Source organism: Streptomyces sp. WY228 (assembly GCF_019287315.1).
In the GTDB taxonomy this organism is placed as follows: Bacteria; Actinomycetota; Actinomycetes; order Streptomycetales; family Streptomycetaceae; genus Streptomyces; species Streptomyces caviscabies.
The window spans coordinates 5,399,778-5,425,833 of sequence record NZ_CP079114.1 but is presented as its reverse complement, the minus strand read 5'-3'; the positions used below and the strand labels follow the sequence as shown (position 1 = coordinate 5,425,833).

The following is a 26,056-nucleotide window of genomic DNA, read 5'->3' as shown; positions in this document are numbered from 1 at the left end:
TCGCGGGGCTCCACCGCGCGGCGAATAACGGGATCCGGCCAATCGGCGCGAAGCGGACGGTCAGCTCATCACGCGGTAGCCCGCCGCCCGCAGTGCCGCCTCGACCTCGGCGCAGTGCTGCGGGCCCTTCGTCTCCAGACGCAGGTCGACCTCCGCCTCGGTCAGCCCCAGGCGCGGGTCGGTGCGTACATGGCTGATGTCGAGGACGTTGGCGTCGGCCACGGTCAGCGCGGCCAGCAGGGCGGCCAGCGCCCCCGGGCGGTCGGTGAGCCGCAGCCGCAGGCTCAGATAGCGGCCCGCCGCGGACATCCCGTGCCGCAGGATGCGCTGCATCAGCAGCGGGTCCACGTTGCCGCCGGACAGCACCGCCACCACCGGTCCCCGGAACGCCTTCGGGTCGCCGAGCAGCGCGGCCACCGGGCTGGCCCCGGCCGGTTCCACGACCAGCTTGGCCCGCTCCAGGCAGAGCAGCAGCGCGCTGGACAGTTCGTCCTCGGTGACCGTGCGGACCTCGTCGACCAGCTCCTCGACCAGCCGGTACGGTACGTCGCCGGGCCGGCCCACCTTGATGCCGTCGGCCATCGTGGCCGGGGAGTCGAGCGAGACGGGGTGCCCGACGGCCAGCGAGGGCGGGTAGCAGGCGGCGCCCTCGGCCTGGACGCCGACGATCCGGACGTCGGGGCGCAGGGCCTTCACCGCGACGGCGACGCCCGCGGCGAACCCGCCGCCGCCGATGCCGAGGACGATCGTGCGGACCTCCGGGCACTGCTCCAGGATCTCCAGCCCGACGGTGCCCTGGCCCGCGATGATGTCGGGGTGGTCGAAGGGGTGGATGAAGACCGCGCCGGTCTCCTCCGCGTACCGCTCGGCGGCGGCGAGGGTCTCGTCGACGACCTGGCCGTGCAGCCGCACCTCGGCCCCGTACTCCCGGGTCGCGGCGACCTTGGGCAGCGGCGCCCCCACGGGCATGAAGACCGTGGAGCGTACGCCGAGGAGCGAGGAGGCGAGCGCGACGCCCTGGGCGTGGTTCCCGGCGCTGGCGGCGACGACCCCGGCCGCCCGCTCCACCGGGGTGAGGCCGGAGATCCGGACGTAGGCGCCGCGCAGTTTGAAGGAGCCGGTGCGCTGGAGGTTCTCGCACTTGAGGTGGACCGGGGCGCCGACCAGCTCGGTCAGATGCCGGCTGCCCTCCAGGGCGGTCACCCGGGCCACCCCGGACAGCATTTTCTGCGCGCCCCGGACGTCGTCGAGGATCAGGGCCGGGTGGTGGGCGGTCGCGCGGAAGCTCATGTCCGCAAGTCTTGCAGCTCGCGGAGCACGCGGCAGACTTGTCTCATGGCGGCCTGCGGTGGTGTCCGCAGGTTTGTGCGGCACTGGTACGCGTTGCCCCGGGGCCGCGTACTCTGTCCCCCACCCATCCGACCCCGCACTGAAGAGAGCCCCCGGCCATGCCCCCTCAGGACATGACGACTGCTGCGTCTCCTTCCGGGGGCGCCGCCCCCGAACACCCGGGCCCCGACCGCCTGCTGGACGCGCTCCAGCACCAGGTGGCGGTCTTCGCCCGCCGTGCCGAGCAGACCCGCCTCGGCGGTGTCGGCCAGGTCCGCAACTCGATGGACCGGGCGGCGTACCTGCTGCTGAACCGTCTTGACCGGGAAGGTCCGATGGGCGTCAAAGCGCTGGCGGCCGGGATGGGTATCGACTCCTCGACAGTGACACGGCAGGTCGCGCCGCTCGTCGACACCGGGCTGGTCAAGCGCACCTCGCACCCCGAGGACGGCCGGGCCGTGGTGCTCCAGCTGTCGCCGCGCGGCCAGGCCCGGCTGAACGAGGTCCGCGCCTCGCGGCGCGAGCTGATGTCCCAGGTGACGGACGGCTGGTCGGAGGAGGAGCGGGACATCTTCTGCACCCTGCTCACCCGGTTCAACGGCTCGCTGGCCGCCCGGCAGGCCGCGCACCAGCCGCCGCAGTCCGACTGACGGCCCCGGACCGCGCGCACCGGCCGCGTCCGGGCTCTTGACCGGGGCGGTGCACCGGGGCTCGTATGTGGTCCATGGCAGAGCGGGCGACCCACCGGGACCGGCTCCGCGCCCTGGAGTTCGAGGCCTTCGTGGCGGGCGCGGGCGGACGCCTGCTGCACACGGCGACGCTGCTCACCGGTGAACCGGCCGAACCGCCGGGCGCGTACGTACGGGCCGAGCGGCTGCTGCACGCGGCGCTCACCCGTACCTACGCCGGCTGGGACCGGCTGCACGGCGGCGACCCCTACGACCTGGCCCGCCGGGAGCTGGCCCTCCGGTTCGCCCGGGAGGCCCGGCGCCACCAGCGGCCGCGCGGCGGTCTGCTGGACCGGCTGACCCCGATCGAACGGCTGGTGCTGGTCCTGCGGATGTACGAGGAGGTCGGCGAGGACCAGACGGCGGCGCTGCTCGGACTGCCGGCCGACCGGGTCCGCGCCGTGTGCGCCCGCGCGGTGGCGGCGCTGCGGTCGGGCGGGCCCCGGCGCGGGGCGGCCGGGGTGACGCCGTGAGCGCGGGGCGCCGCGATCCGCGCGAGGAGCAGGTCCGCCGGATGCTGGACGGCCCGCATCCGGCCCTGCCGCCGGACCTGGCCGCGCGGGCGGTCCGGCACGGTGGACGGCGGCTGCGGCTGCGCCGGGCGGCGGTCCGGACGGCGGCCTGGCTGCTGGGCCTGGCGCTCGCCGCGTTCCTCGTCTGGGCCGGCGTCGAGCAGCCGTGGGCGACCGAGCCCGCCCAGGTCACTCCACCGTTGGAGGGCTGGTGAGCCGTTGGGCCCCCGGCGCGGGAGGCCTACGCTGGAGTGGTCGGTCGTCGTACGAGCCGAGGAGGCCGTGATGACCAGGAAGACGGCGGACTGCCGTAAGTATCCGAGCGAGATGAACTGCACCCTCACCATCGTCGGTGAGGAGGACGAGGTCGTCCGGGCCGCGAGCGAGCACGCCGCGTCGGTCCACGGACACGAGAACAGCCCCGAACTGCGCGAGCAGATCAGGGGCATGCTGGAGGACGCGGACGAGAAGGTGAGCACCTGAACGCCGGAACGTCTGAACGCCGGAACATCTGAATGTCCGAACGCGAAGGGCGCCTGCCGTCACCGGCGGGCGCCCCTCGTGTCACCGCTGTCGCTCCTGCCGGATCAGCCCAGCGCCTGCGTGAGGTCGGCGATCAGGTCGTCGCCGTTCTCGATGCCGACGGAGATCCGGACCAGGTCGGCCGGGACCTCCAGCAGGGAGCCCGCGACCGAGGCGTGCGTCATCCGGCCCGGGTGCTCGATCAGCGACTCCACGCCGCCGAGGGACTCGCCGAGCGTGAAGAGCTTCGCCCGGTTGCAGACCTCGACCGCCGCCTCCTCGCCGCCCGCGACGCGGAAGGACACCATGCCGCCGAAGGCCTTCATCTGCTTGGCGGCGACCTCGTGGCCGGGGTGCTCGGGCAGGCCCGGGTAGAGGACCTGGGAGACCTTGGGGTGCCGGGTCAGCAGGTCGGCGACCTTGGTGGCGTTCTCGGTGTGCCGGTCCATGCGGACGGCCAGCGTCTTGATGCCGCGCAGCACGAGCCAGGCGTCGAAGGGGCCGGAGACCGCGCCCATGGCGTTCTGGTGGAACGCCAGCTCGTCGGCGAGTTCCGGGTCGGTCACGACGAGCGCGCCGCCGACGACGTCGGAGTGGCCGCCCATGTACTTGGTGGTGGAGTGCACGACGACGTCCGCGCCGAGCGCGAGGGGCTGCTGGAGGTAAGGCGAGGCGAAGGTGTTGTCGACGACGAGGCGGGCCCCGGCCTGCCGGGCGACCTGGGCCACGGCGGCGATGTCGGTGATGCCGAGCAGCGGGTTGGACGGGGTCTCCACCCAGATCGCCTTGGTGCGCGGGGTGATCTCGGCCCGTACGGACGCCACGTCCGAGGTGTCGGCCACGGAGAACTCCACGCCCCACCGCGCGGCGACCTTCGCGAACAGCCGGAACGTGCCGCCGTAGGCGTCGTTCGGGATGACCACGTGGTCGCCGGGGGTCAGCAGCGTACGCAGGAGGCAGTCCTCGGCGGCGAGGCCGGAGGCGAAGGCGAGACCGCGACGGCCGCCTTCGAGGGCCGCGAGGTTCTCCTCCAGGGCGGTGCGGGTCGGGTTGGCGCTGCGGCTGTACTCGTATCCGCCGCGCAGTCCGCCCACGCCGTCCTGCTTGTACGTGGACACCTGGTAGATCGGCGGTACCACCGCGCCGGTGAGGGGGTCGGCGGTGTTCCCCGCGTGGATGGCGAGGGTTTCGAAGCTGTGCTGGTCGCTCATGGGGCCGAGCGTAGTTCGTGGAGAGGGCCCTTACCGGCCACTCGCCGCTCCGGGGACAATGGGGCCATGGAGATTCTGTTGTTCCTGCTCGCGATGTGCATGCTCGCGGCGATCGTCGGCCCCTGGGTCATGCGTCGCCGGGGCGGTATCCGCCAGGTCGAACCCGGTGCGCCGGACGCCGCCGACCCGGACACGTACGGCTTCGCCCGCCAGGAGGAGCTGGACGTCCGGATGCCGGGCCCCGACCAGGATCTCCTGGACGTGCTCGACGTCGTCCAGGGCACCCAGGACTGGCGCGCGGCCTCCCAGCTGCTGGCCGGGACGCCGAAGGAGGGCGAGGTGCGCTGGCAGCGGATCCAGGCCTTCGCGGGCGCGGCCTCGCTGGAGCTGGCGCAGCGTCCCGGCGTGGGCGGCGCGTGGCTGCGGACCTGGCGCGCGGAGTCGCCGAAGGACGCGGGCGGGGCAGCGGTGCACGCGGAGTTCCTGGTGCAGCAGGCCTGGCGGTCCTCGGCCGCGGGCAGCGACGACTTCCGGATCATCCTGGAGGAGGCCCGTACGGTCTGCGGCGAGGCGGCCCTGCTCGCGCCGGGCGACCCCGTTCCGTACATCGTGGAGCTGGCGGTGGCCCGGGGCCTGAACTACACCCCCGAGCAGTTCGACCAGCTCTGGGCGAAGATCATCGACCGGGCTCCGGCGCACATGGGCGCGCACATCGCGGCGCTGCACTTCCACTGCGAGAAGTGGCACGGCTCGCGCAAGGACGCCGACGCGTTCGCCACGGCCGCCGCCGCCCGCGCCCCGCAGGGTTCGCTGCTGGCGGCGCTGCCGCTGTTCGCGGTGTACGAGCATCTGCCGGAGGTCAACCTGGTGCAGAGCTTCTACCGGGGCCAGGTGGTGACCAAGGCGGTCGAGGGCGCGATGTTCGCGGTGCACGCGGCGCGTCCGGACGACCCGATGCTGGCCCACGTACGCCACCTCCTGGTGCTGTTCCTCGTGCACATGGAGCGCTGGTCGGAGGCGATGCACCAGCTGGTCCGGATCGACGGGCACGTGGGCGCGCTGCCGTGGACGGCGGGCCCGGACCCGGCCGCGCAGTACACGGTCTACCGGGCGCTGGCGGTCGCGGGGTACGAGGCGAACGGCGGCAGCCCGGCGACGCTGCCGCACTGATATCTCCGTACGCTGCACGGCTTCACGGCTTCATGTGCGGTACGGCTTCACGTGCGGCGGTACGGCTTCACGGCTCGGCGCGGGCGGGACCGGGGCACGGGGTGAGCGCCGGTGCCCGGAATCCCGGCGGCCGCTCCCTTGTTGTAGGTACCGAAAACCGACCCCCGGAGGAGCCCCGCATGTTCCTGAACCACCGCACCCCCGTGCTCCCCACCCCGGAGCAGGCCCTCCGCGGCCGCCCCGTCCCCGAGTTCACCGTCCCCTCCCGCCACACGGTCCTCGGCAACCCGCTGGTGGGCCCGTATCCCGAGGGCCTGGAGGTGGCGGACTTCGCGCTGGGCTGCTTCTGGGGCGCGGAGCGGAAGTTCTGGCAGACCGAGGGCGTCTGGACGACGCTCGTCGGCTACCAGGGCGGCTACACGGAGAACCCGACGTACGAGGAGGCCTGTTCGGGACTGACCGGCCACACGGAGGCGGTACGCGTCGTCTTCGACCCGGCCGTCGTGTCGTACGAGGAACTGCTGAGGCTGTTCTGGGAGTCGCACAACCCGACCCAGGGCTTCCGCCAGGGCAACGACGTGGGCACCCAGTACCGCTCCGCGATCTACACCCACTCCCCCGCCCAGGCGGCGGCCGCCGCCGCGTCCCGTGAGGCGTACCAGAAGGTCCTGACGGCCTCGGGCCACAAGGAGATCACCACGGAGATCCTCCCGGCCGACGGCCGCCCGTTCTGGCCGGCGGAGGCGTACCACCAGCAGTACCTGGACAAGAACCCGGGCGGCTACTGCGGCATCGGTGGTACGGGCGTCTCCTGCCCGATCGGCGTTGCCCCGGCCGAGGGCTGAGCCGGCCCACAGGAGTCTCCCGGACGCAGGAGTCTCCCGGGCGCGGGAGTCGCGGGCCCGCGGGAGTCGCGGGGCCGCTCGCCCGGGCCCCGCGTCCTGTGGTGCCCTGCGTCCCGCGTCCTGGCTCAGCCGGTCAGCATCGCCGGAAGCACCCGCCGCAGCAGCCGTACGAAGAGGGCGTCCCGGTCGTCGGGCCCGGCCGTGGGCGGGGCGCCCGCCGCGGTGAGGGCGGCGAGCAGGTGCGGATGGCGGCCCTCGGCGGCGACCGCGGCCAGGTGGGCCGCCCGGGCGGGCGGGGTCTCGGTGTCCACCGCGAGGGCCTCCCGGCGGGCGAAGAGCGTGGCCAGGCCGCCGAGCAGGCCGATGGCCTCCAGCTTCTGGCCGGGGGTGCCTGGCGCGGGGGCCAGGATCCGGAGCGCGTGGTCGAGGTAGTCGATCGCGTGCGGGCCCAGCACCTCGCCGCGCCGGTCGTTCAGATCGGCCAGCCACGGGTGCCGGACGTGCGCGGCCTTGGACTGGCGGGCCAGGCCGACGAGATCGTCCAGCCAGTCGCCGGAGGGGTCCGCGGAGAGGTCCAGCTCGGCCGCGACCGCGTCCGCCATGAGGTCCAGCAGCTCGTCCCGGCTCCCCACGTAGCGGTAGAGCGAGGCGGGCCCCGTGCCCAGCCGCTGCGCGAGCGCGCGCATCGACACGGCGGTCAGGCCCTCCGCGTCGGCGAGGGCGAGGGCGGCCGTCGTGATCTCGGCACGGCTCCGCTCGGGTGCGGGTCCGCGCGCGCCCCGCGCGGGGCGTGACCAGACGGTCGTCTGCCGGGTCTCGCGGTCGGCCACGGTCCGCACCTTCCCCCTCGGTCGTTCCGGACTGCTGGACTCGCTGTAGTCTAATACCGCGAACGCCGTTCGCAGTATTTTCCGCTCGGCGCCGAAGGAGCCCGTCATGACCTGGACCGAACGCCGCTTCGCCCGCAACGGTGCGGTCGAGCTCGCCCACGACCGGCTCCAGGAGGGCGCGGACGGTGAGCCGCTGCTCCTGGTGATGGGCCTTGCGGTCTCCCGGCACTGGTGGCCCGGGGAGCTGTGCGCGGCCTTCGCCGACGCCGGGTTCGCCGTCGCCCGCTACGACCAGCGGGACGCGGGCGAGTCCACCCGGCTGCCGAAGCCCGCCTCCCGGGGCAACCCCTTCGCCGCCCTGGCCGCCGGCCGCGGCGCGGCCTACACCGCCGAGGACATGGCCGACGACGCGGTCGCCGTCCTGGACGCGCTCGGCTGGGAGTCGGCGCACCTCTTCGGGCACTCGCTGGGCGGGGTCGTCGCCCAGCGCGTGGCCCTGCGCCACCCGGACCGGGTGCGCACGCTCACCTCGTCCGCCGCGCTGCCCAGCGATGTCGGCGGGCTGGGCGCCTTCCGCCACCTACGGCTCGGCACGCTCGCGAAGTTCGCCCGCATCAAGCCCGCCCGGGACCGGGCGGGGCGCATCGCGGCCGGGCTCGCGGTGGCACGGCTCTGCGCCTCGCCCGGCTACCCGTTCGACGAGGCGGAGGCCCTGGCGCGGATCACCGCCGACGTGGACACCGGTATCGCCGACCCGGACGCCCAGTCCCGCCAGATCGGCGCCCCCTGGCACGGCCCGGACCTGTCCGAACTGCGCCTCCCCACACTGGTGTTGCACGGCACGGACGACCCGCTGCTCAAGCCCTCGGCCGGCCGGGCCACCGCCGCCGCGATCCGCGACGCCCGGCTCGTCCTCCAGCCGGGCGTCGGCCACGACATCCCGCGCGAACGGCACGCCGCCGTCGCCGCCGAGGTACGAGCCCTCGCGGACCGGGCACCCCGGGGTGACCACGACCGGCCGTAACGTGCCCTCCCGCGTGCGGAGCGACCGCGCGCAATACCCCTCCGAGGTGCCCGGGCGACCGCACGCAACGCCCCTCCGAGGTGCCCGGGCGACCGCACGCGTAACACCCCCTCACGCCCCCTCGGGTCAGGCCGCCAGCAGCACGCCGCCCATCGGGCCCGCCGGGCCGCCCCGACGAGCCGGGCCCGCCGTCCGCACCGACCGGTGACCGCCCGCCGCCCCCAGCGACCCGACCCCGGACCGGGACCGGGACCGCACCGCCGTGAGGCTGACCAGCCGCTCTCCGGCCAGCGCCAGAACGTCCGCGAGGCTCAGGCCGAGCGCCTGGGCCGCGGCGGCCAGCACCTCGGAGGAGGCCTCCTTGCGGCCGCGCTCCACCTCGGAGAGGTACGCCATGGAGATCCGGGCCGCCTCGGACACCTCCTTCAACGTCCGTCCCTGCGCCTGCCGTTCACGGCGCAGCACCTCTCCGACGAGGTCACGCCAGAGCGGTTCCCGGGGCAGGCCCGGCAGCTCCGGTGTCGCGGGGATCGCCGGAGGCGCCGCCGTCGGGAGCGGGCGCAGAGGGATCACGTCGGCCTGGTTCGTCGCTCGGATGCTCACCGTCCCAGCCTAGGAGCGCGGCACCGCCCCGACACGGGCCGGGCGTTGCGCTCCCGGCGGATCTGCTGACGGCGAAGTCGCGTGACAGGCCACCGGTTCCGAAGGGAAAGGACGGCCGTCGTGGTCACGCCCGGGCTATCGTCCCGACCGACAGCGGGTTCTCTTCAGGGGGTCAGGATGAGGCGAGAACGGCAGGCCGCGGGGCGTGCGGGGCACCACGATCCACAGGCTCTCCGGCAGCACCCCTGGTTCGCCGCCAACGAAGTCCTCGCCTTCCTGCTGGAGCTCGCGGCGATCGGCTGCCTCGCCTGGTGGGGCTTCACCGCCGTGGACGGAGCCCTCGTATCGGTGCTGCTCGGTCTCGGGGCGCCGGCTGCGGCCGTGACCCTGTGGGGGCTGTTCGCCGCGCCCCGCGCCCGGTTCAGGCCCCCGCTCGCGGGGGTGCTGGCGGTGAAGGCACTGGTCCTCGGCGGTGGTGCGGCGGCGCTGTACGGGGTGGGGCACCCGGTGGCGGCCGGGGTGTTCGCCGTCGTCCTGGTCCTGAACACGGGCTGCGCGGAGTACTACCGCCGCCGCCCGCCCGCGTGAACGACTCCTTCCGGGGCTCATCCGGGGACGACGGCCGCCATCGGCCGGACGCGTCTGCCGCCGATGAGCGGTATCCAGGCGGCCGGCAGCAGTAACAGCGGTAACGCGTAGGCCAGGCGCATCGCCCAGCGGGGAACGGGCCGCTCGGTGTCATCGGCGGACGGGGGTCGGTGAAGGATCTTCAGCGTCATGACTCCACCCTCGCGGAGCAGGCACGCCGAGGAATCCCCCGCGCGAGCCAACCCGCTCCCCCGCGCGGGGGAGACCACACCTGGCGGCCTCGCCCACGCGGGGTGGCGGTGCCGGCGACACCCCCACCGGCACCGACGCCTCGCCGCGTACGGTCAGATCAGACCCTGCGCCAGCATCGCGTCCGCGACCAGCTCGAAGCCCGCGATGTTCGCGCCCACCACGTAGTTGCCGGGGCTGCCGTACCGCTCGGCGGTCGTGTAGCAGGAGTCGTGGATGTGCCGCATGATCTCGGCGAGCCGCTCCTCGGTGTGGGCGAAGGACCACGAGTCCCGGGACGCGTTCTGCTGCATCTCCAGCGCGCTCGTCGCGACCCCGCCCGCGTTGGCCGCCTTGCCGGGGGCGAAGGCGACGCCCGCCTCCTGGAAGGCCCGTACCGCCTCCGGGGTGGTGGGCATGTTGGCGCCCTCCGCGACCGCCTTGACCCCGTTGCGCACGAGGTCCAGCGCGTCCGCCTCGTGCAGTTCGTTCTGCGTGGCGCAGGGCAGGGCCACGTCCACGGGGACCGACCACACCCCCGTACCGGGCACGAACCGGGCGTGGGCGCCGCGTCGTTCGGCGTACTCCGAGACCCGGCCCCGGCCGGTCTCCTTGATCTCCTTGAGGAGGGCGAGGTCGATGCCCTTCTCGTCGACGACGTAGCCGCCGGAGTCCGAGCAGGTCACCACGGTCGCGCCGAGCTGCTGGGCCTTCTCCACGGCGTAGATGGCGACGTTGCCGGAGCCGGAGACCGCGACGGTCTGGCCCTCCAGCGACTCGCCCCGGCTGCGCAGCATCTCGGCGGTGAACAGGACCGTGCCGTAGCCGGTGGCCTCCGTGCGGGCCTGTGCGCCGCCCCAGCCGAGGCCCTTGCCGGTGAGGACGCCGGACTCGTAGCGGTTGGTGATCCGCTTGTACTGGCCGAAGAGGTAGCCGATCTCGCGGCCGCCGACGCCGATGTCACCGGCGGGGACGTCGGTGTACTCCCCCAGGTGGCGGTGGAGTTCGGTCATGAAGGACTGGCAGAACCGCATGATCTCGGCGTCGGAGCGGCCCTTGGGGTCGAAGTCCGCGCCGCCCTTGCCGCCGCCGATGGGCATGCCGGTGAGGGCGTTCTTGAAGATCTGCTCGAAGCCGAGGAACTTCACGATGCCGAGGTTGACCGAGGGGTGGAAGCGCAGGCCGCCCTTGTAGGGGCCGAGCGAGCTGGAGAACTCCACCCGGAAGCCGCGGTTGACGTGGATGTCGCCGGAGTCGTCCGACCACGGCACCCGGAAGATCAGCTGGCGCTCGGGCTCGCATATCCGCTCGATGATGCGCGCGTCGACGAACTCGGGCCGCCGGGTCAGCACCGGCCCGAGCGTCTCCAGGACCTCGCGGACCGCCTGGTGGAACTCCTGCTCACCCTGGTTGCGGCGCAGGATCTCGGCGTAGAGCGGCTCAATGACGCGGGCCGCGGCGTCGTGCGTGCGGGCGGAGTCGGGCGAGTCGGGGATGACCGGCATCTGATTCTGACCTTCCGTGGTCGGGCTCGTGCGCGTCGGCGCCCCCGTCCCGGAGGGCGCCACCGGTCCGCCTCCCCCGCCGGAGGCCCGCGGACTCCCGCTCGGGAGGACCGCGCGGCCGTCGCCCGGCCGGGCGATACGCAGGACCGTCGTACGGTCCGATTCTCCAGTGCGGCCCGATGATCTTCGAGGACCATCCACATATTGACCATGATCAGGCGTTTTGATCAGCGTCCGGAGTGCTCCGCCGGGCTCTGGGCCGCCCGCCGAACCGCTGTCACGGGCGGAGCACGCAGGCCCGGGCCGCCGCCCCGGCAGCGAACCTTTGAGTGACGAACATCACATCCCGCTTCAGCTCTCCTGTGGGTCGCGCAGCATCCAGAGCCCGATCCCGGAGGCGATCGCGGTGACGCCCGCGGCGACGCTCAGGGCGATCTGGAGGCCGCTCTCCTCGACGGCGAGACTCAGGAAGACGTTGGCGGCGAGTGCGGCGGACAGGACGAGCCAGAGCAGGGACTTCATGACGGCGATGCCTCCGTGGTCGGTGATGCTCCGAGTCTGTCGGCCGGGGCGCGCCGCGGGGAGGGAGAGCACCCCCGTATCGGGGGTGGAGCGGGCTACACCCCCGCCATCGCCGGCCGGCCGGGAACGACGTGTCCGTGCGGCCGGGAACGCCCCTTTCGTGCGCCCGGGGGCCGCCAACCGTAAGGGTCCGGTGAAACAACGCGGGGCCGTGGGAGTTACCCGTCAGGAACAGGGACACCCCGCCTGACGATCAGTCATGATGCCCCCATGACGAAGCCGCGGGGGCGTCGGAGAGGGCAGCCTCCTGACGAGTTACGGGCGCTGTACGGAGTGCGCCGGGCCGGGAGCGGCCCCGCGCTGTCCCGTCCGGAACCGCCCCCCGCACCGCCCCCGGCGCCGTACGGGCAGGCGGTTCCACGGGCCGCGTACCCGGCGTACGCCCGCGCCTCCGTGTATCCCGCCCCGGCGCCCCGGGGGCGGCCGCGCGTCCCCAAGGGCACGGGTGACATGCGGCGCTATCTGGCGGTCGGGCTCGACGCCTACCTGTGCCTGCTGGCGGTGGGCCTGCTGGTGCGGTCCTGTCTGCATTCCGGCGGGGCGGGGCACGCGGCCGCTCTGCTGGTGGTCCAGCTCGTCGTGCTGTCGTTCGCCAACCAGGTGCTGCTGACGCTGGCGGTCCGGGCGAGCGCCGGAAAGCTGATCATGGGCGTCCGGGTGATCCGGCTGCCCGACGCGGGCCGGCCGGAGTTCCGCCGGCTGGTGCTGCGCTGGCTGTACGGGCTCCTCTGGCTGCCGCTCCAGCCCTGGCACCGGCTCCGGGGCCCTGCGTCGCCCAGCGGCCCGGAGCGGCCCGGTGGCCGCCCCGCAGAGGGCCACGAGGACCTCGCGGGGGTGCGCCAGGTCCTCCGCAGCGACCTGCGGAGCTACCGGGCGGCGGTGGCGGAGGAGCGTACGGACTGAGCCGGGTCGCCTTCGGCCTCCTGCGCCGTACGGTCCTGCGCCGTGCCGTCCTGCTCCGTACGGTCCTGCGCCGCACGGCCCCCGGCCGTACGCTCCCCGGCCGTACGCTCCCGCGCCGCCCGCATCGCCGCCGCGGTGGCCGACGCGTCGTACTCCGGGCCGACGCCCGGAACGATGATCACGTCACCGCCGAGATGCCGGGTACGCAGCGGCAGGATCTCCCGGTACGCGGGCGAGGCGTACCAGGCGCGGGCCTCCTCGACCCCCGGGAAGCCGATGATCACCACCGCACCGGGCCAGGCCCCCTCCACCACCTCCACCTCGGCGCCGTGCACCAGGAAGCGGCCCCCGTAAGGCCTCATGGTGGCCTGGATCCGCTCGATGTAGCTCAGCACCTCGTCCTGGACGGGGCCGTCGGCGGGGTGCAGGTGGGCGATGGCGTACGCGGTCATGGCCGGTCCTCCGTGGTGGCGTCGGGGCGGTTCCCGGGCAGTCTCCGGGACACCCACGATGCTGCCGGGCCGGGCGGAGGGCGTCGATTACCCCGGAGGTCATGCCTGGCCCGCCAACGCCGAAGGCGGCGGCCCCGGAGTGTTCCGGGGCCGCCGCCTTCGGGCGGGGACGGGGGTGGTGCGGAGGAGCGGGGGTCAGGCCTGGGAGCCGGCCGTCCACTCGGCCCAGCTCATGTTCCAGCCGTTGAGGCCGTTGTCCGGGGTGATGGTCTTGTCCGGGGAGTTCTGGACGATGACCACGTCGCCGACGATCGAGTTGTCGTAGAACCAGGCGCCCGGCGCGTTGGGGTCGTTCGCGCCCTTCACGTCGGCGAGGCCCACACAGCCGTGGCTGGTGTTGGCGTTGCCGAAGATGCCCTTGCCCCAGTAGTTGCCGTGGATGAAGGTGCCCGACGTGGACAGCCGCATGGCGTGCGGCACGTCCTTGATGTCGTACTCGCCCTTGCCGTCGTCATCGGTGAAGCCGACGGTGGCGCCGTTCATCCGGGTCTCCTTGTGCTTCTCGGAGATCACCATCTGACCGTTGTACGTGGGGTTGTCGGGGGAGCCCGCGGAGATCGGGATCGTCTTGATGGTCTTGCCGTCGCGGGTGACCGTCATCTGCTTGGTCTTCGCGTCGACGGTGGAGACCTGGTTACGGCCGATCTTGAAGGTGACGGTCTTCTGCTGGACGCCGTAGACGCCGTCCGCACCCTCGACGCCGTCCAGCGCCAGCTTCAGGGTGACGGTGGAGCCGCCCTGCCAGTAGTCCTGCGGGCGGAAGTCCAGGCGCTGGCCGTTGAACCAGTGGCCGACGACCTCCTGGCCGCTGCTGGAGGTCACGGTGATGCCGTCCTGGACGGCCTTCTTGTCCGTGATCGCCTTGTTGAAGTTGATCGATACGGGCATCCCGACGCCGACCGTGGAGCCGTCCTCGGGGGTGAAGTTCCCGATGAAGCTGTTGTCGGGCGAGACGGTGGTGAAGGAGCTGTTCTCGTGCGCCTTGCGGCCCTTCGAGTCCTCCGCCGTGGCGTCGATCTTGTACGTGGTGGAGCGCTCCAGCTGACCCGCGGGCTTCCAGCTGGACCCGTCGGCCGCCAGCGTGCCCTCGACCGGGGTGCCGTCGGCCGTGGTCATGACGACCTCGGTGAGCTTGCCCTTGGCGACGGTGACCTGGGCCGCGTTGTTGATGCTGGCGTTGGTGGCGCCGTTCTTCGGCTTGATCGCTATCTGCGCCTCGGAGGCGTCCTCGGCTGCCGCCTTGTCCACCTCCTGCTGCGACGACTCCGAACTCCCGGCGCTCGTCTTTCCGCCCTTGTCGCCGTCGTCGGTACAGGCCGAAAGCACCAGCACGCCGCCGAGCAGTGCGGACACGGCCACGAGGCCCCTGCGCCGCTTGCTGTCCGTCATCACACGCTTCTCCATCGTTGCCGATTCCCCAAAATCCCCGGACGGGGCCGCCAGGCGGCTATTCCCCGTCAATGTTCCAAGAACACCCGGAACGGGTGCTCCGTTCCGCATCCACGACAGATGTGGGGAACACCACTCATCGACGCGGCCCCGCGGGCGGTGGTTCCCGCGATCGGGCCCCGGTTTCCGTCGCCGCACGGCGCGGCCCCGGTCCGCGGGTGAGCGGGGCCGGGGCCGGTGTTCTCACACGTCACACCCGCTGCGCGGGGTCACCGTCCTCGCCGTCGTTCTTCCCATTGTGCGCGACCGCGTCGCCGTACCCCTCCTCGTCGCCCTCGTCCTGCGGCAGGAAGAGGCCCTCGTCACCGTCGTCCGCCTCGTCCCAGCCCTCCGCGTCGGGGTCGTACTCGATGGACTCGCTGCTCCAGGAGGCCTGGGCGAGTTCGACCCCGGGCACCTCGCTGACCAGGTCGAACGGGTCGACCAGGGAGGCGAGGGCCTCAGCACCGTCTGCCCGGACCGTGGCCTCGGCATGCATCCGCTCCTCGGCGGTGTCGGTGCCGGCGACCGCCGCGACGGGGTCCCCGTACTCGGCGGCGATGGATTCGAGGGCGGTGCCGGTCAGGGCGTCGAGGTCCGTGACCTCCAGCACCATCTCCACGCGAAGTCGAACAAACCTGGATGTCTCTTCTGTGCTCATAGGCCGGAGCGTAAGGCTCGGCGAGGCCGCGACTTTCCACCGACCCGCTGCTTTGCTTAGCATCGGCCCACGGGGCTAACTCATGGTTGTCGCAAGGGGATCGAATCTGTGTCCGTCGCTCGTCGCACACTGCTGACCGCCACCGCCGCAGGCACGCTGCTGGCCGCTCTCTGGTTCGTCCCGTCGGCCAACGCGACCGGGGACACCGGGGAGAACCGCCCGCAGTCCGCACCGGCCGCCCCGGCCGGCCGCGCGGCCGTCGGCGCCGCTGACGACGCCTCGGACGCGCGCCTCGCCGACACCGGTGCCGGCCCGGAGACCACCCCGTATCTCGTCGGCGGCACCGCCCTGTTGGGCCTCGGCACCGCCTTCGTCACCTACTCGGTCCGCCGCTCCGTGGCGGGTGCGCGCCCGGCGCTCTGATCCCGGACGTACGACGAAGGGCTGCCGCTCCGGACTGGTGCGGCAGCCCTCTTACGTACGTACGGGGGCGGCTCAGGCCAGCGGTCCGGTGACCGGCTCCACGGCCGCGACCAGGCGCCCTTCGCGTACGAACGTGTCGGCGGCGGCCAGGTCCGGCGCGAGGAAGCGGTCCGGGCCCGGGCCCTCGGCTCCGGCGGCCCGCAGCGCGGCCACGGCGGCCTGCGAGGCGGGGGCGGGGACGAGACCTTCGGCGGCGCGGATCTCCACGGCGCGGGTCGCCGCGTACAGCTCGACGGCGACGATCCGGGCCAGGTTGTCCACGGCGGTACGGAGCTTGCGGGCGGCGGACCAGCCCATGGAGACGTGGTCCTCCTGCATCGCGGAGGACGGGATCGAGTCGGCGGAGGCGGGAACGGCCAGCCGCTTCATCTCGCTGACCAGGGCGGCCTGGGTGTACTGGGCGATCATCAGACCGGAGTCGACCCCGGCGTCGTCCGCGAGGAACGGCGGCAGGCCGTGCGAGCGGCTCTTGTCGAGCAGCCGGTCGGTGCGGCGTTCGCAGATGGAGCCGAGGTCGGCGGCGACGATCGCGAGGAAGTCGAGGACGTACGCGACGGGCGCGCCGTGGAAGTTGCCGTTGGACTCGACCCGGCCGTCGGGCAGGACCACCGGATTGTCGACGGAGGAGGCCAGTTCGCGCCCGGCGACGACGGCCGCGTAATCAAGGGTGTCGCGGCCCGCGCCGTTGACCTGGGGTGCGCAGCGCACCGAGTAGGCGTCCTGGACCCGGGGCGCGTCGTCCTGATGATGACCCGTCAGTCCCGAACCCGCCAGCACCCGCAGCATGTTGTCCGCGCTGACGCCCTGACCGGGGTGCGGGCGGATGGCGTGCAGTTCGGGGGCGAGGACCTTGTCCGTGCCGAGCAGCGCCTCCAGGGAGAGGGCGGCGGTGATGTCGGCCGAGGTGTAGAGGTTCTTCAGGTCGGCGAGGGCCATGACGAGCATGCCGAGCATGCCGTCGGTGCCGTTGAGGAGGGCCAGGCCCTCCTTCTCGCGCAGCTCGACCGGGGCGATGCCGTGCGCGGCGAGCAGCTCGCCCGCCGGGCGGACCGTGCCGTCGGGGCCCTCCGCTTCGCCCTCGCCCATCAGGGTGAGCGCGCAGTGCGAGAGGGGCGCGAGGTCACCGGAGCAGCCGAGCGAGCCGTACTCGTGGACGACGGGCGTGATGCCCGCGTTCAGCACGTCGGCCATGGTCCGGGCCACCTCGGGGCGTACGCCGGTGTGACCGGAGGCGACCGTCTTCAGCCGGAGGAACATCAGCGCGCGGACCACCTCGCGCTCGACGCGGGGGCCCATGCCGGCCGCGTGGGAGCGGACGATGTTGCGCTGGAGCTGCGCCCGCAGCTCGGGGCTGATGTGGCGGCTGGCGAGCGCGCCGAAGCCGGTGGAGACGCCGTAGACCGGCTCGGGCTTGGCGGCGAGCGCGTCCACGATGAGACGGGAGGCGGCCAGGGCTTCCACGGCGGCGGCGGAGAGTTCGACCCGGGCGCCGTGGCGGGCCACGGCGACGACGTCCTCGGCGGTGGTTCCGGACGTCCCCACCACAACAGTGTGCATATCCATATTCAGCAGCGTACGGATTGAAAGCCTTCATGTCACTAGTGGTACCGAGCAGGGCCCCTTACGAGGCGGCCCGAGCGCCTGAACGGGTTGCCCGCCGCGCATGATCCGTGGAGGCTGCACGCATGCGCCGACTCCTGCTGCTCGCCCCGCTGTTGCTGCTCGCCGTCTCCGGCTGCGGAGCGCTCCGCTCCTCCGAGGGTGAGGCGGCGGACGCGGCGCGGGACGTGGCCAGGAGCGCGGGCGAGCGGCTGCACAGTCAGCGTCCGCGGACGGCGGAGGAGGTCGGGTACGCCGCTTCCGGCATCGACGGGGTGGAGGTGCTGCGGGTGAAGGGCGCATCGACCCACGACGGGGACGGCGTCGAGGTGACCGTCCGGACGTCCGGCTCGGCGTACAACGAGATGTTCGACCCCGATCCGGTCACCGTGCGGCGCTGTTTCGCGATACGGGTGTCGCCGAAGTCGGAGTGGCGCGAGGTCCCGCGTGACGTGGACTGCCCGGACGGCCCCCGGCCCACCTTCGCCCCGCCGCCGGAACCGCCCCCGCTGCCGTACGAGGAGCTGCGCGCGAAGCTGCCGCGGGTGCCGGAGGGCGGCCGGGTGGACGTGGCGGAGATCCGGCGCGCGGTCGCCGCACTGGACCTGGACGAGGCGATCCGCACTGAGGTGAAGGCCGACGGCGGCCGGGTCGGCGTTCTGCTGTCGGTGCGGGGCAACGGCTACGACCCGCAGGACTGCCTCCTCGGCCATGTGCGCCCCGGCTCCACCGAGGTCTGGGTGCCGTCCCGGATCCAGCGGATGCCCGGAGAGGGCGGCTGCACCATCGGCAACGCCCTGACCCCGATGCCGCCGCCGCACTGAGACCTGGCGCCGCCACCACGCACAGCCGGTTCACGGCCGGTTGCCGCGCAGCCTGCGCCGGTCGTGCGCGGACTTCGGCGGCGAGTCCGCGAGCCGGATGACCTCGCCGTCCCGCCCGGCCACCACGGGCCCCAGCGAGCGCGCCGCCTTGGCCCGGTACTGGGCGGCGTCCGCGAGCCGGAACAGCCGCCGGGCCGAGCGCACCGGGCCGATCGGATCGCCGGTCGACGCGACCCCGCAGGCGACCCCGTCGCCCAGCTCGATCACCGCCGCCCGGTCGCAGAGTTCGGTGGCCACGCCGACCACCGCGTCCGCCGGGGGCCCGGCCGCGAGCAGACAGAACTCGTCGCCGCCGAGCCGGGCGGCCAGCGCCTGGGGCAGCATCGCCCCGCACAGCGACAGCACCGAGCCGAAACGTTCCAGCAGACGGTCGCCGACGGCGTGGCCGTGGGTGTCGTTCACCGCCTTGAGGCCGTTGAGGTCGCAGACGACGAGGCTGACGACGGTGTCGTCGACGCGGTGCAGCTCGATCGCCTCGTCGAGCCGGATGTCGACCGCGCGCCGGTTGGCGAGACCGGTCAGCGGGTCGGTGAAGGCCAGTTTGCGGACCTCCTCCAGGCGCTCGGTCTGAGCGATCCCGGAGGCGACGACGGCGGCGAGCACGGTCGCGAAGTCCGCGTCGGCCCGGTCGAAGACGGGCTGTCCGGCCGGCCGCGCCACATACAGCTCGCCCCATGCCCGGCCGTGCAGCACGATCGGCGCGACCACGCAGCAGCCCCGGCCGCGCCGCCGGAGCGCGGCGACCCGCTGGTGGCAGTACGGGCGGGCGCCGCGCGCCGGTCCGCCCGCGCCGGGCAGCCCGTCGGCGGTCTCCACCCAGGCGTCGGGCTCGCCGCCGCCGGCCCACCGCTCGTGCAGGAACTCGGTGATCTCCGGGAACTCGTGGACCGGGTAGGCCTCCTCCTCGGGGAACTCCTCCTCCCCCTCGGCCCGTTGACCCGCGTTCACCAGCACCCGCAGCCTGCCCCGGTCCCGCTCCCACACGGAGAGCGCGGCGAAACTGCCGCTCAGCGCCTCGCAGGCGCCCAGCGCCGCCGCCCGCCACGACTCCCGCGGCGTGTAGGCCGCGGCCATGGTCTGCGCCAGCGAAACCACGGCCCGCAGCCGCACATCGTCACCACCCATTTCTTTAGTTTATGTAGATTTGTCCCCTTTTGAGCGGCTTGATCAGCTTGATGCGTAACTAATTTCAACTATTTCTTCGCATCGCGCTCACTCTGTGTGAGGCACGCGCGTCGTCACTCGCCGGGCCAGTCGGGGCGCCGCTTCTCGTTGAACGCGGCCACGCCCTCCGCCCGGTCCCCCGAGAAGGCCACCGACCGCCAGGCCGCGTCCTCGACCTCCAGGCCCGCCCGCAGATCGAGGCCGTGGCCCAGCCGGAGCGCCTTCTTGGCCGCGCGCAGCCCGACCGGCGAGTTGGCGGCGATCCGGCCGCCCAGCGCGAGGGCCTCCGCGCGGTCCCGGCCCGCCTCGACCAGCTCGTCCACCAGGCCCAGTTCGCGCGCCTCGGCGGCCTCGACGCGGCGGGCGCTGAACACCAGCTCGGCGGCGCGCGCCGCACCCACCCGGCGCGGCAGCAGCTGCGTACCGCCGCCGCCCGGGATGACGCCCACGGACACCTCGGGCAGTCCGACCACGGCGGTGGCGTCGGCGACGATCACATCGCAGGCGAGGGCGAGTTCGAAACCGCCGCCGAGGGCGAAGCCGTGCACGGCGGCGATCACCGGCATCGGCAGCTCCAGGACCCCGGTGTAGGCGGCGCGGGCGGTGGGCCGCTGGCGTACGAGGTCGGCGTCGGAGAAGGAGTTGCGCTCCTTGAGGTCCGCGCCGACGCAGAAGGCCCGCTCGTGGCTGGAGGTGAGGACGGTGACCCGGACGTCCCGGTCGGCGCCGAGCGCCTCGCAGGCGGCGGCGATGGACCGGGCCATGTCGGTGGAGACGGCGTTCATGGCCTTCGGCCGGTCGAGGACCAGCTCGGCGACGTGGTCCTGTCCCTCGTGCCGGCGTACGACGACGAACTCCCCGTACCGCTGCTCGGACGTGACGGTCATGACTGCACCCCTGTCGGTCGACGGCGCCCGTTAACGAGCGTTACCCGGCAGGAATCCTAGACAGGACCGCCGGGCCGCCGACAGGGCGAAGCCGTGACCGACGGGCCCCAGGGGTGTCGGACATCTCTCAGGAGCCGGTCTTGCCCCGGCGGGCCAGCAGCCACGGCTCCACCACGCCGAGCCCGCGCACCGGACGCTGCCACATCGGCTGGAGACCGAAGCGGTACGTGGGCAGCGGCGGCTCGTCGGCGGGCTCGCGGCCTTCCTTCTCGGCGAGCCGGGCCCGTTCGGCGGCGGCCGCGACGGCCTCGGCGGCCTGCGCCTCGGACTCCGGGGCCTCGCCGTGCCGGACCAGCTCCTTGGCGAACGCCCCGTCGACCAGGACGGCGTCCTTCGGAGCTATCGAGGTGAGCCGGCTGGCGAGGTTCACCGTGGTGCCGAAGACATCGCCCATCCGGGTGGTGACCGTGCCGAAGGCGATGCCGACGCGCAGGGCGGGCATCGTCTCGTCCTGGGACATCGCCTCGATCAGCCGGAGCGCTATCTCGGCGGCCGTGCCCGCGTCGTCGGCGGCGAAGAGCACCTCGTCGCCGAGGGTCTTGATGAGCCGGCCGCCGTGCGCGGCGACCAGGTCGGCGGCGGTCGTCTCGAAGGACTCGACCAGCTCGCCGAGCTCCTCCTCCTCCAGGCGCCGGGTCAGCCGGGTGAAGCCGACCAGGTCCGCGAAGCCGACGGCGAGCCGCCGGTCGACCATCTCCTCGTCGTCCGCGGCCTGCACGACCCGGCCGGTGGCGGCGGCCAGCTGGCGCCGCCACACGTAGACGAGGAACTCCTGGAGCTCCGGGAGCAACAGCTCGACCAGCGGATACGTGACCTCGGTGCGGGTCATGCCGGGCTCGGGCGGCTCGGTCAGACCCTCCAGGAACGAGTCGATCTGCCATTCGGCCAGCCGGGCGGTGGTCTGCCCGGTGGAACGGGCGACCTGGATCGCCATCGGCTCGCTGAGCAGCCCGGCCTCGACGAGACCGGCGAGCCGCCGCAGGGCGAGCACATCGGCCTCGGTGAGCGCCTTGGCCTGGCCGATGTCGGCGAAGCCCATGGCCCGCCAGAAGCGGGAGGCCAGGTCCATGGAGACCCCGGCGGTACGGGCCGCCTGGAAGGGCGTGTAGCGCCGGTCGGCCCCCAGGATCAGCGCTTCGAGGCGGATGGCGAGGGGGTCGTCGGTCGGTTCCACCGTGTGGTCGACCTCGTGGTGGGGTGTGGCGTGGACCGAGGAGTCCGGCCCGGGCTCCTCACCCGCGCCGGACGTCGTGTCGCCGACGGTCACCAGCCGCCTCCTGCCCGTTCCCTGCGCACTGCCCTGCCGATCTGTCGCTGGATCGCCTCAACGATACGGCAGGTGTGCCCCAGCTCACGTCCTTGGTTGCCCGCCGTCGGTGCGTCGCGCGTGACAACTCAGGCATACGCGGTATCCGCCCGTACGCCCGTCGGGGGCGGGAGCCGCCTCAGGTCAGACCGCCCGCCGCGCCCCGCAGATGGACGATGTCCCCGGCCGACACCGGCTGCTGGAGGCCGCCCTCGGTGGAGAGGACGAGCCGCCCGTCGCCGTCGATCGCGACCGTCTCGCCGACCAGCGACTTCCCGCCCGGCAGCTCGGCCCGCACGGTCCGGTCCAGGGTCGCGCAGCCCGCCGCGTAGGCGGCCTGGAGCCCGCTCGCCGCCGCGTCGCCGCCGGCCGCCTTCCACCGGCCGTACCAGTCCTCCAGCGAGCGCAGGACGGCGCGCAGCAGGGTCTCGCGGTCGGTGGAGACCGCTCCGGCGAGCGCGAGGGATCCGGCGGTGGGGGCGGGCAGCTCGTCGGCGCGCAGCGAGACGTTGATGCCGAGGCCGACGACGATGCCGTCCCCGGCGAACTCGCCGAGGATGCCGCCCGCCTTGCGCTCCTCACCCTCCACCGAGACCAGCAGGTCGTTGGGCCACTTCAGCGACATGTCGACACCCGCCGACTTCGCGAGCCCGGTCGCGGCGGCCACCCCGGCCAGCAGCGGCACCCAGCCCCAGCGCTCCACGGGGATGTCGCCGGGCTCCAGATGGACGGAGAGGAAGAGCCCGGAGCGGGGCGGTGCGGTCCAGGTCCGCTCCAGCCGTCCGCGCCCGGCCGTCTGCTCCTCGGCGACCAGCACCGCACCCTCGCCCACCGCCCCTGTACGGGCCCGTCCCGCCAGGTCGGTGTTGGTGGACCCGGTGGACTCCACGACCTCCAGCGACGTCCACAGCGCGTCCGGCCGGAGCAGTCCGCGGCGCAGCGCGGTCACGTTGAGGGGCGGCCGGTCCAGGTCCGACCAGCGGTTGTGTGGCGCATCCGGTGGTGTCATGCAACCCAGCCTAGGTGTGGCAAAGGACGCACTGCCTTTCCGGAGGCGCGCCGATACCCTACGAGTCAGTAGCCAGAGCCGGACAGACGGCTGGCCGTCCCCCCGTGACCGGTGCCAGACGTCGTCCCCGTGACCAGGCAGGGAGCCGCCCCCCGATGTCCGAGCCGCTAAGCGACATCCACACCACCGCGGGCAAGCTCGCGGACCTGACGCGCCGCATCGACGAAGCGACGCACGCCGGTTCGGCCCGTGCGGTCGAGAAGCAGCACGCCAAGGGCAAGCTGACGGCCCGTGAGCGGGTCGAGCTGCTGCTGGACGAGGGCTCCTTCGTGGAGCTCGACGAGTTCGCCCGGCACCGCTCCACCAACTTCGGCATCGAGAAGAACCGCCCGTACGGGGACGGTGTCGTCACCGGCTACGGCACGGTCGACGGCCGCCCGGTCTGCGTGTACTCGCAGGACTTCACGATCTTCGGCGGTTCGCTCGGCGAGGTCTACGGCGAGAAGATCGTCAAGGTCATGGACTTCGCGCTGAAGACCGGCTGTCCGGTGATCGGCATCAACGACGGCGGCGGCGCGCGGATCCAGGAGGGCGTCGTGGCGCTCGGCCTGTTCGCCGAGATCTTCCGCCGCAATGTGCACGCCTCCGGGGTGATCCCGCAGATCTCGCTGATCGTCGGCCCGTGCGCCGGCGGCGCGGTCTACTCCCCCGCGATCACCGACTTCACGGTGATGGTCGACCAGACCTCGCACATGTTCATCACCGGACCCGACGTCATCAAGACGGTCACCGGTGAGGACGTCGGCTTCGAGGAGCTGGGCGGCGCCCGTACGCACAACACCACCTCCGGGGTGGCGCACCACATGGCGGGCGACGAGAAGGACGCCATCGAGTACGTCAAGTCGCTGCTGTCGTACCTGCCTTCGAACAACCTCTCCGAGGCCCCGGCCTTCCCGGAGGAGGCGGACCTCGCCACCACCGACGAGGACCGCGAGCTGGACACGCTGATCCCGGACTCGGCGAACCAGCCGTACGACATGCACACCGCGATCGAGCACGTCCTGGACGACGCCGAATTCCTGGAGACCCAGGCCCTGTTCGCGCCGAACATCATCACCGGCTTCGGCCGGGTCGAGGGTCACCCGGTCGGCATCGTCGCCAACCAGCCGATGCAGTTCGCCGGCTGCCTGGACATCAACGCCAGTGAGAAGGCGGCCCGTTTCGTCCGCACCTGCGACGCGTTCAACGTCCCCGTCATCACGTTCGTGGACGTGCCGGGCTTCCTGCCGGGCGTGGACCAGGAGTACGGCGGTATCATCCGGCGCGGCGCGAAGCTGATCTACGCCTACGCGGAGGCGACGGTCCCGCTGATCACCGTCATCACCCGCAAGGCGTTCGGCGGGGCGTACGACGTGATGGGCTCCAAGCACCTGGGCGCCGACCTGAACGTGGCCTGGCCGACCGCGCAGATCGCCGTCATGGGGGCGCAGGGCGCGGTGAACATCCTGCACCGCCGCACCATCGCCGCCGCGGAGGACCCGGACGCCACCCGTGCCGAGCTGATGACGGACTACGAGGACGCGCTGCTCAACCCGTACGTGGCGGCCGAGCGCGGCTACGTCGACGCGGTGATCATGCCGTCCGACACCCGGGCCCACATCGTCAAGGGCCTGCGTCAGCTCCGTACGAAGCGGGAATCCCTTCCCCCGAAGAAGCACGGCAACATCCCGCTCTAGCCGTCGGCACTTCCCAGAGAGGCCTGCCCATGATCAAGGTCGTACGGGGCAACCCCACCCCGGAGGAGCTGGCCGCCGCACTGGCGGTGGTCCGGGCGCGCGCCGCGGCGGCGTCCGCCGTGTCGTCCGGCGCGCCGCTGCCGCCCGAGCAGTGGTCCGACCCGGGGCGCATCGCCCGCACGGGCCGCCCGCGCCCGGGCCCCCGCGCCTGGGCCAGGACGTACTGGCCGGCCTGAGCCGGAACCGGGCGCCGTCGCCTCTTGAGTACCCGTACTCAGGCGCGACGGCGCCCGGCGCAGCAGGATCGGAAGCATGTTGTGGTCCGACCCCGAGAACAAGCCGCCGAAGGAACTGCGCGACGCCCAGGCCATGATGCGCAGAGCCGGCGTGCTGCTGGCGCTGGCGATGCTGGTGGCGATGTTCGTGCTCGGCATCCACTGAGCGGTGCGGCGGTACGGACGCCGGGCACTGCGGGGTCCACGGCCCTTCCGGGCCCTTCTACGATGGCCCGCATGACTGATCAGCGCCGTCTCGTGCTCGCCTCCGCCTCCCCCGCCCGTCTCGGTCTGCTGCGCCAGGCCGGGTTCGCCCCCGAGGTGATCGTCAGCGGTGTGGACGAGGACGCCCTGAGCGCACCGACCCCCGCCGAGCTGGCGCTCGTCCTGGCCCGTGCCAAGGCCGCGGCGGTCGCGGAACGCCCCGAGGCGGCGGGCGCCCTGGTCGTCGGCTGCGACTCGGTGCTGGAGCTGGACGGCGAGGCGCTCGGCAAGCCCGCCGACGCCGAGGAGGCCACCGCCCGCTGGAAGTCGATGCGCGGCCGGGCGGGCGTCCTGCAGACCGGGCACAGCGTGATCGACACCGCCTCCGGCCGTACGGCGTCGGCGACGGCGTCCACGGTCGTACGGTTCGGCGAGCCGAGCGACGCCGAGGTCGCCGCCTATGTCGCCTCGGGCGAACCGCTCCATGTGGCGGGGGCGTTCACCCTGGACGGCCGCTCGGCGCCGTTCGTCGACTCCATCGAGGGCGACCACGGCAATGTCATCGGGCTCTCGCTGCCGCTGCTGCGGCGGCTGCTGGGCGAGCTGGACGTCTCCGTCACGGAGCTGTGGGTCTGAGACCGGAGCCGCCGGACCCGCCCTAGGCAGGCGCCGGGGCGGTCTTCCCGTCCGCCGTGCCGTCGGTGCCGCCGGTGCCGTCCGCCCGGGTCTCGGGGCCGTACGACACCAGGGTGAGCACCAGCAGGGCCAGCACCACCATCATGAACGCGAAGGCGCCCCAGCCCACCAGGCCGACGGTGACCGCGCCGAGGACGCCGTGCACGACCGCGCAGCCGATCAGGACGATCCGTCCGGCCCGCCCCGGAGCCCGGTCGCGTATCCCGGCGATCAGGGCTATCAGCCCGCACAGGACCAGCAGCAGCCCGGAGACGCCGCCCATCGCCCAGGTGCCGGCGGACATGGCGTCCGGGTCCATTCCGGCGAGCGACATGTTCTGGTTCTCGGCGACCGTGGCCAGGACGGCGTTGATGAGCACGATGCCCACCGCCTCCCCGAACAGCACGAGCGCCGTCACGATCGCCACCGGTCTGCGCATCTGCGTCCCACCCCTGTTACCTCTGGTACGTGCGTAGCGCGGACCCTACTCATGGGTATTCCTTCGGACAAGAGGTTGAACGGCCCGGGCGGCGGGCAAAGAATCCAGCGGCCGTTCGTAGGGAGTCCACAAAGAAACGCCGTGAGGCGTTGAC

The 26,056-nt window shown here is 73.0% G+C and carries 30 protein-coding genes and 1 pseudogene; 15 read left to right on the top strand and 16 right to left on the bottom strand.

Annotation, left to right across the window (positions count from 1 at the left end; genetic code table 11):
• Nucleotides 1-60: 60 nt before the first annotated feature.
• Entirely contained in the window at nucleotides 61-1,290 is a 1,230-nt protein-coding gene (ilvA, locus tag KV381_RS23910) for a threonine ammonia-lyase (protein WP_218786184.1), read from the bottom strand.
• Nucleotides 1,291-1,448: 158 nt separating this feature from the next.
• Here ilvA and KV381_RS23905 point away from each other — a divergent pair, with 158 nt between their 5' ends.
• From KV381_RS23905 to KV381_RS23895, 4 genes are all read left to right on the top strand, one after another.
• Nucleotides 1,449-1,979 carry a MarR family winged helix-turn-helix transcriptional regulator gene (locus tag KV381_RS23905; RefSeq protein ID WP_030086889.1) on the top strand — a complete coding sequence of 177 codons (531 nt, stop codon included), beginning with the start codon at nucleotides 1,449-1,451 and terminating at the stop codon, nucleotides 1,977-1,979.
• A 74-nt stretch (nucleotides 1,980-2,053) separates the two neighbouring features.
• Nucleotides 2,054-2,530, top strand: coding sequence for a sigma factor-like helix-turn-helix DNA-binding protein (locus tag KV381_RS23900; RefSeq protein WP_256995142.1), 477 nt, complete (start codon nucleotides 2,054-2,056; stop codon nucleotides 2,528-2,530).
• Nucleotides 2,527-2,784, top strand: a complete 258-nt coding sequence (locus KV381_RS36665) for a hypothetical protein (protein ID WP_256995141.1) — start codon at nucleotides 2,527-2,529, stop codon at nucleotides 2,782-2,784. Before KV381_RS23900 ends, KV381_RS36665 begins: the two co-directional genes overlap by 4 nt.
• 70 nt (nucleotides 2,785-2,854) lie before the next feature.
• Nucleotides 2,855-3,052 carry a DUF1059 domain-containing protein gene (locus KV381_RS23895; protein WP_030086886.1) on the top strand — a complete coding sequence of 66 codons (198 nt, stop codon included), beginning with the start codon at nucleotides 2,855-2,857 and terminating at the stop codon, nucleotides 3,050-3,052.
• A 104-nt stretch (nucleotides 3,053-3,156) separates the two neighbouring features.
• Here KV381_RS23895 and KV381_RS23890 read toward each other — a convergent pair whose 3' ends face one another.
• Entirely contained in the window at nucleotides 3,157-4,302 is a 1,146-nt protein-coding gene (locus KV381_RS23890) for a cystathionine gamma-synthase (RefSeq protein WP_218786182.1), read from the bottom strand.
• A gap of 66 nt (nucleotides 4,303-4,368) precedes the next feature.
• Here KV381_RS23890 and KV381_RS23885 point away from each other — a divergent pair, with 66 nt between their 5' ends.
• Both KV381_RS23885 and msrA read left to right on the top strand, forming a co-directional pair.
• Complete coding sequence (locus KV381_RS23885) at nucleotides 4,369-5,472, top strand: hypothetical protein (RefSeq protein WP_030086884.1); 1,104 nt, start codon at nucleotides 4,369-4,371, stop codon at nucleotides 5,470-5,472.
• A 179-nt stretch (nucleotides 5,473-5,651) separates the two neighbouring features.
• Entirely contained in the window at nucleotides 5,652-6,317 is a 666-nt protein-coding gene (msrA, locus tag KV381_RS23880; RefSeq protein WP_218786180.1) for a peptide-methionine (S)-S-oxide reductase MsrA, read from the top strand.
• A 125-nt stretch (nucleotides 6,318-6,442) separates the two neighbouring features.
• On the opposite strand, the gene KV381_RS23875 is transcribed toward msrA, so the two are convergent.
• Nucleotides 6,443-7,147: a TetR/AcrR family transcriptional regulator gene (locus KV381_RS23875; RefSeq protein ID WP_030630497.1), complete on the bottom strand. Its 705-nt coding sequence runs from the start codon at nucleotides 7,145-7,147 to the stop codon at nucleotides 6,443-6,445.
• 106 nt (nucleotides 7,148-7,253) lie between these two features.
• On the opposite strand from KV381_RS23875, the gene KV381_RS23870 reads away from it, so the two are divergent.
• On the top strand, nucleotides 7,254-8,171 hold the full coding sequence (locus KV381_RS23870) for an alpha/beta fold hydrolase (RefSeq protein WP_218786178.1): 918 nt from the start codon (nucleotides 7,254-7,256) through the stop codon (nucleotides 8,169-8,171).
• Between the two features lie 126 nt (nucleotides 8,172-8,297).
• Here the strand turns inward: KV381_RS23870 and KV381_RS23865 are convergent, their stop codons facing one another.
• On the bottom strand, nucleotides 8,298-8,774 hold the full coding sequence (locus KV381_RS23865; RefSeq protein ID WP_218786176.1) for a helix-turn-helix domain-containing protein: 477 nt from the start codon (nucleotides 8,772-8,774) through the stop codon (nucleotides 8,298-8,300).
• A 177-nt stretch (nucleotides 8,775-8,951) separates the two neighbouring features.
• On the opposite strand from KV381_RS23865, the gene KV381_RS23860 reads away from it, so the two are divergent.
• The gene (locus KV381_RS23860; protein ID WP_193463428.1) at nucleotides 8,952-9,362 is read left to right on the top strand and encodes a YrdB family protein; all 411 of its coding nucleotides are present in this window, start codon (nucleotides 8,952-8,954) and stop codon (nucleotides 9,360-9,362) included.
• A gap of 17 nt (nucleotides 9,363-9,379) precedes the next feature.
• On the opposite strand, the gene KV381_RS23855 is transcribed toward KV381_RS23860, so the two are convergent.
• From KV381_RS23855 to KV381_RS23845, 3 genes are all read right to left on the bottom strand, one after another.
• Complete coding sequence (locus KV381_RS23855; RefSeq protein ID WP_181007880.1) at nucleotides 9,380-9,553, bottom strand: hypothetical protein; 174 nt, start codon at nucleotides 9,551-9,553, stop codon at nucleotides 9,380-9,382.
• Between the two features lie 153 nt (nucleotides 9,554-9,706).
• The gene (gene gdhA, locus KV381_RS23850; protein ID WP_218786174.1) at nucleotides 9,707-11,095 is read right to left on the bottom strand and encodes an NADP-specific glutamate dehydrogenase; all 1,389 of its coding nucleotides are present in this window, start codon (nucleotides 11,093-11,095) and stop codon (nucleotides 9,707-9,709) included.
• A gap of 351 nt (nucleotides 11,096-11,446) precedes the next feature.
• On the bottom strand, nucleotides 11,447-11,617 hold the full coding sequence (locus KV381_RS23845) for a hypothetical protein (protein WP_167396301.1): 171 nt from the start codon (nucleotides 11,615-11,617) through the stop codon (nucleotides 11,447-11,449).
• A 510-nt stretch (nucleotides 11,618-12,127) separates the two neighbouring features.
• Between KV381_RS23845 and KV381_RS23840 the strand changes: the two genes are divergently transcribed.
• A complete protein-coding gene (locus KV381_RS23840; protein ID WP_103536739.1) occupies nucleotides 12,128-12,580 on the top strand; it encodes an RDD family protein in 453 nt (150 codons plus the stop codon).
• A gap of 95 nt (nucleotides 12,581-12,675) precedes the next feature.
• On the opposite strand, the pseudogene KV381_RS23835 reads toward KV381_RS23840, so the two are convergent.
• From KV381_RS23835 to KV381_RS23825, 3 genes and pseudogenes are all read right to left on the bottom strand, one after another.
• Nucleotides 12,676-13,032: pseudogene (locus tag KV381_RS23835) on the bottom strand (DUF1330 domain-containing protein); the annotation flags it as partial.
• 195 nt (nucleotides 13,033-13,227) lie between these two features.
• Nucleotides 13,228-14,496, bottom strand: coding sequence for an Ig-like domain-containing protein (locus KV381_RS23830; RefSeq protein WP_032787315.1), 1,269 nt, complete (start codon nucleotides 14,494-14,496; stop codon nucleotides 13,228-13,230).
• Between the two features lie 235 nt (nucleotides 14,497-14,731).
• Nucleotides 14,732-15,181: a hypothetical protein gene (locus KV381_RS23825; protein ID WP_230543719.1), complete on the bottom strand. Its 450-nt coding sequence runs from the start codon at nucleotides 15,179-15,181 to the stop codon at nucleotides 14,732-14,734.
• 108 nt (nucleotides 15,182-15,289) lie between these two features.
• On the opposite strand from KV381_RS23825, the gene KV381_RS23820 reads away from it, so the two are divergent.
• Nucleotides 15,290-15,604: a hypothetical protein gene (locus KV381_RS23820; RefSeq protein ID WP_193463426.1), complete on the top strand. Its 315-nt coding sequence runs from the start codon at nucleotides 15,290-15,292 to the stop codon at nucleotides 15,602-15,604.
• Nucleotides 15,605-15,676: 72 nt separating this feature from the next.
• Here the strand turns inward: KV381_RS23820 and hutH are convergent, their stop codons facing one another.
• Nucleotides 15,677-17,227 (bottom strand): histidine ammonia-lyase, encoded by a 1,551-nt coding sequence (gene hutH / locus KV381_RS23815; RefSeq protein WP_030086862.1) that lies wholly within the window; start codon nucleotides 17,225-17,227, stop codon nucleotides 15,677-15,679.
• Between the two features lie 122 nt (nucleotides 17,228-17,349).
• Between hutH and KV381_RS23810 the strand changes: the two genes are divergently transcribed.
• Nucleotides 17,350-18,087, top strand: a complete 738-nt coding sequence (locus tag KV381_RS23810; protein ID WP_103536738.1) for a translation initiation factor IF-2 — start codon at nucleotides 17,350-17,352, stop codon at nucleotides 18,085-18,087.
• A 30-nt stretch (nucleotides 18,088-18,117) separates the two neighbouring features.
• Here the strand turns inward: KV381_RS23810 and KV381_RS23805 are convergent, their stop codons facing one another.
• From KV381_RS23805 to KV381_RS23790, 4 genes are all read right to left on the bottom strand, one after another.
• On the bottom strand, nucleotides 18,118-19,272 hold the full coding sequence (locus KV381_RS23805; protein ID WP_030086860.1) for a diguanylate cyclase domain-containing protein: 1,155 nt from the start codon (nucleotides 19,270-19,272) through the stop codon (nucleotides 18,118-18,120).
• Nucleotides 19,273-19,385: 113 nt separating this feature from the next.
• Nucleotides 19,386-20,198 carry an enoyl-CoA hydratase/isomerase family protein gene (locus tag KV381_RS23800; RefSeq protein WP_218786170.1) on the bottom strand — a complete coding sequence of 271 codons (813 nt, stop codon included), beginning with the start codon at nucleotides 20,196-20,198 and terminating at the stop codon, nucleotides 19,386-19,388.
• 127 nt (nucleotides 20,199-20,325) lie between these two features.
• Nucleotides 20,326-21,525, bottom strand: coding sequence for an adenylate/guanylate cyclase domain-containing protein (locus KV381_RS23795; RefSeq protein ID WP_030086858.1), 1,200 nt, complete (start codon nucleotides 21,523-21,525; stop codon nucleotides 20,326-20,328).
• Nucleotides 21,526-21,703: 178 nt separating this feature from the next.
• Nucleotides 21,704-22,573 (bottom strand): biotin--[acetyl-CoA-carboxylase] ligase, encoded by an 870-nt coding sequence (locus KV381_RS23790; RefSeq protein WP_218786168.1) that lies wholly within the window; start codon nucleotides 22,571-22,573, stop codon nucleotides 21,704-21,706.
• Between the two features lie 155 nt (nucleotides 22,574-22,728).
• Here KV381_RS23790 and KV381_RS23785 point away from each other — a divergent pair, with 155 nt between their 5' ends.
• The 4 genes from KV381_RS23785 to KV381_RS23775 all read left to right on the top strand — a co-directional run bounded on the left by KV381_RS23785 (nucleotide 22,729) and on the right by KV381_RS23775 (nucleotide 25,424).
• A complete protein-coding gene (locus KV381_RS23785; protein ID WP_030086854.1) occupies nucleotides 22,729-24,309 on the top strand; it encodes an acyl-CoA carboxylase subunit beta in 1,581 nt (526 codons plus the stop codon).
• Nucleotides 24,310-24,338: 29 nt separating this feature from the next.
• Nucleotides 24,339-24,545 carry an acyl-CoA carboxylase epsilon subunit gene (locus KV381_RS23780; RefSeq protein ID WP_030086852.1) on the top strand — a complete coding sequence of 69 codons (207 nt, stop codon included), beginning with the start codon at nucleotides 24,339-24,341 and terminating at the stop codon, nucleotides 24,543-24,545.
• A gap of 76 nt (nucleotides 24,546-24,621) precedes the next feature.
• Nucleotides 24,622-24,750 carry a morphogenic membrane protein MmpB gene (gene mmpB / locus KV381_RS36660; RefSeq protein WP_010058523.1) on the top strand — a complete coding sequence of 43 codons (129 nt, stop codon included), beginning with the start codon at nucleotides 24,622-24,624 and terminating at the stop codon, nucleotides 24,748-24,750.
• A 62-nt stretch (nucleotides 24,751-24,812) separates the two neighbouring features.
• Nucleotides 24,813-25,424: a nucleoside triphosphate pyrophosphatase gene (locus KV381_RS23775; RefSeq protein ID WP_030086850.1), complete on the top strand. Its 612-nt coding sequence runs from the start codon at nucleotides 24,813-24,815 to the stop codon at nucleotides 25,422-25,424.
• Nucleotides 25,425-25,446: 22 nt separating this feature from the next.
• Here the strand turns inward: KV381_RS23775 and KV381_RS23770 are convergent, their stop codons facing one another.
• Nucleotides 25,447-25,902 carry a hypothetical protein gene (locus KV381_RS23770; protein ID WP_218786167.1) on the bottom strand — a complete coding sequence of 152 codons (456 nt, stop codon included), beginning with the start codon at nucleotides 25,900-25,902 and terminating at the stop codon, nucleotides 25,447-25,449.
• Nucleotides 25,903-26,056 lie beyond the last annotated feature (154 nt).

Coding starts and splice junctions, on each gene's coding strand:
- KV381_RS23905 (WP_030086889.1), top strand. CDS start 1,449: ATGCCCCCTCAGGACATGACGACTGCTGCGTCTCCTTCCGGGGGCGCC.
- ilvA (WP_218786184.1), bottom strand. CDS start 1,290: ATGAGCTTCCGCGCGACCGCCCACCACCCGGCCCTGATCCTCGACGAC.
- hutH (WP_030086862.1), bottom strand. CDS start 17,227: ATGGATATGCACACTGTTGTGGTGGGGACGTCCGGAACCACCGCCGAG.
- KV381_RS23855 (WP_181007880.1), bottom strand. CDS start 9,553: ATGACGCTGAAGATCCTTCACCGACCCCCGTCCGCCGATGACACCGAG.
- KV381_RS23890 (WP_218786182.1), bottom strand. CDS start 4,302: ATGAGCGACCAGCACAGCTTCGAAACCCTCGCCATCCACGCGGGGAAC.
- KV381_RS23870 (WP_218786178.1), top strand. CDS start 7,254: ATGACCTGGACCGAACGCCGCTTCGCCCGCAACGGTGCGGTCGAGCTC.
- KV381_RS23895 (WP_030086886.1), top strand. CDS start 2,855: ATGACCAGGAAGACGGCGGACTGCCGTAAGTATCCGAGCGAGATGAAC.
- KV381_RS23800 (WP_218786170.1), bottom strand. CDS start 20,198: ATGACCGTCACGTCCGAGCAGCGGTACGGGGAGTTCGTCGTCGTACGC.
- KV381_RS23885 (WP_030086884.1), top strand. CDS start 4,369: ATGGAGATTCTGTTGTTCCTGCTCGCGATGTGCATGCTCGCGGCGATC.
- KV381_RS23775 (WP_030086850.1), top strand. CDS start 24,813: ATGGCCCGCATGACTGATCAGCGCCGTCTCGTGCTCGCCTCCGCCTCC.
- KV381_RS23845 (WP_167396301.1), bottom strand. CDS start 11,617: ATGAAGTCCCTGCTCTGGCTCGTCCTGTCCGCCGCACTCGCCGCCAAC.
- KV381_RS23780 (WP_030086852.1), top strand. CDS start 24,339: ATGATCAAGGTCGTACGGGGCAACCCCACCCCGGAGGAGCTGGCCGCC.
- KV381_RS23810 (WP_103536738.1), top strand. CDS start 17,350: ATGCGCCGACTCCTGCTGCTCGCCCCGCTGTTGCTGCTCGCCGTCTCC.
- KV381_RS23770 (WP_218786167.1), bottom strand. CDS start 25,902: ATGCGCAGACCGGTGGCGATCGTGACGGCGCTCGTGCTGTTCGGGGAG.
- KV381_RS23790 (WP_218786168.1), bottom strand. CDS start 22,573: ATGACACCACCGGATGCGCCACACAACCGCTGGTCGGACCTGGACCGG.
- KV381_RS23840 (WP_103536739.1), top strand. CDS start 12,128: ATGCGGCGCTATCTGGCGGTCGGGCTCGACGCCTACCTGTGCCTGCTG.
- mmpB (WP_010058523.1), top strand. CDS start 24,622: ATGTTGTGGTCCGACCCCGAGAACAAGCCGCCGAAGGAACTGCGCGAC.
- KV381_RS23825 (WP_230543719.1), bottom strand. CDS start 15,181: ATGAGCACAGAAGAGACATCCAGGTTTGTTCGACTTCGCGTGGAGATG.
- gdhA (WP_218786174.1), bottom strand. CDS start 11,095: ATGCCGGTCATCCCCGACTCGCCCGACTCCGCCCGCACGCACGACGCC.
- KV381_RS23860 (WP_193463428.1), top strand. CDS start 8,952: ATGAGGCGAGAACGGCAGGCCGCGGGGCGTGCGGGGCACCACGATCCA.
- msrA (WP_218786180.1), top strand. CDS start 5,652: ATGTTCCTGAACCACCGCACCCCCGTGCTCCCCACCCCGGAGCAGGCC.
- KV381_RS23805 (WP_030086860.1), bottom strand. CDS start 19,272: ATGGGTGGTGACGATGTGCGGCTGCGGGCCGTGGTTTCGCTGGCGCAG.
- KV381_RS23830 (WP_032787315.1), bottom strand. CDS start 14,496: ATGGAGAAGCGTGTGATGACGGACAGCAAGCGGCGCAGGGGCCTCGTG.
- KV381_RS23785 (WP_030086854.1), top strand. CDS start 22,729: ATGTCCGAGCCGCTAAGCGACATCCACACCACCGCGGGCAAGCTCGCG.
- KV381_RS23900 (WP_256995142.1), top strand. CDS start 2,054: ATGGCAGAGCGGGCGACCCACCGGGACCGGCTCCGCGCCCTGGAGTTC.